Genomic DNA, 1,157 nt, shown 5'->3' on the forward strand with positions numbered 1-1,157 from the left:
CGGTGCACCTGGGCCATGGAGGCTGCAGCCAGGGGCAAAGGATCTATTTCCGAAAATATCTCATCCAGAGGTGCAAGATAGTTTTTTTCCAGGACCTTTTTTATGTCCTCAAAGTCTTCTGCATGCACATCATCCTGCAGTTTGCTGAGTTCCTTCATCAACCCTTCGGGAACGATATCCGCCCGCTGGGAAAGGATCTGCCCAAGCTTTATAAACGTAGGTCCTAGCTCCTCCAGTATCTTGCGCACCCGCTCCCAGGTGTGCAGGTCCTCATGCTTTGGCTTGACTTTCTTCAGATACCTGAGACCCGGTATCTCCAGTCGCTCCACTATGTCATGAAACCCGTATTTTGCCAGGGTGGAGACAATTTCCCGGAACCGTCCCAAATGTGCAATTGATCTGATGTCCATATAGATCTCCTTTTTTTATTTTTTGCAGGTCTTGCCCGGTTGCTGACAATGGTTTATTATAAAAAACAAGCGTCGTAGCCATGTATCTGTGTAGATACCGGCCTTGCAGACGGATCTTTAATCAAACCACTAACTTATATGGAGGAAAGTCATGCCCGAAATCGGAGAAATCTACAAGTGCGAAATCTGCGGCAATGTTGTTGAAGTCAAGGAAGCCGGAGGCGGCGAACTGGTCTGTTGCGGCCAGCCCATGGTCAAGCAGTAATACAGGCAGCCTGAATCCGACACAAAAAAAAGCGGCCGCGTCCTGGATATGTTCTCCAGAATGCGGCCGCTTACTTATTTCTGGCTTTAAAATCTGCCGCGGGCCACCCCGCAACCTTAATTCTTAATTCAATACCGTTCCCCGTGAGGATCTGCCCTTGCAAAAGGCACCCTATTGCTTTTTGTCGCAGCTTCTGCAATGTTTTCAGAACGGCCTGGATTTGACCAGCAAGCACGGAGCCGGGAACACGGCAAAATCCTTGGAAATGTTTCAGGAAAGGTAACTGGTTACCGGTGAGTTTAGATTGTCTTAGTCTCAGGTGGTGAACAGTTGCCAGGAAAATAATCAAATCATAAGCAAGCGGAGGCAAGAATGCGTATCGGCGGTTATGAGTTCGAAGAATTTCTGGAGGTGGTTCGAAATTTTCACGGCAGCCCGGCCCCGGGTATAATAGTAGGCGGGATCATGGTGGATATGGCCAG

Annotated in this window: 1 protein-coding gene and 1 pseudogene; one reads left to right on the top strand and one right to left on the bottom strand. The window is 48.8% G+C overall.

Annotated elements, in window-relative coordinates; all coding sequences use genetic code 11:
- On the bottom strand, positions 1-410 hold a 410-nt coding region (locus D5S03_RS09515; RefSeq protein ID WP_287043696.1), incomplete at its 3' end, for an AarF/UbiB family protein.
- A 151-nt stretch (positions 411-561) separates the two neighbouring features.
- Between D5S03_RS09515 and D5S03_RS09520 the strand changes: the two are divergent.
- Positions 562-663: pseudogene (locus D5S03_RS09520) on the top strand (desulfoferrodoxin FeS4 iron-binding domain-containing protein); the annotation flags it as partial.
- Between the last annotated feature and the right edge of the window lie 494 nt (positions 664-1,157).

The organism is Desulfonatronospira sp. MSAO_Bac3 (genome assembly GCF_003838035.1).
In the GTDB taxonomy this organism is placed as follows: domain Bacteria; phylum Desulfobacterota; class Desulfovibrionia; order Desulfovibrionales; family Desulfonatronovibrionaceae; genus Desulfonatronospira; species Desulfonatronospira thiodismutans.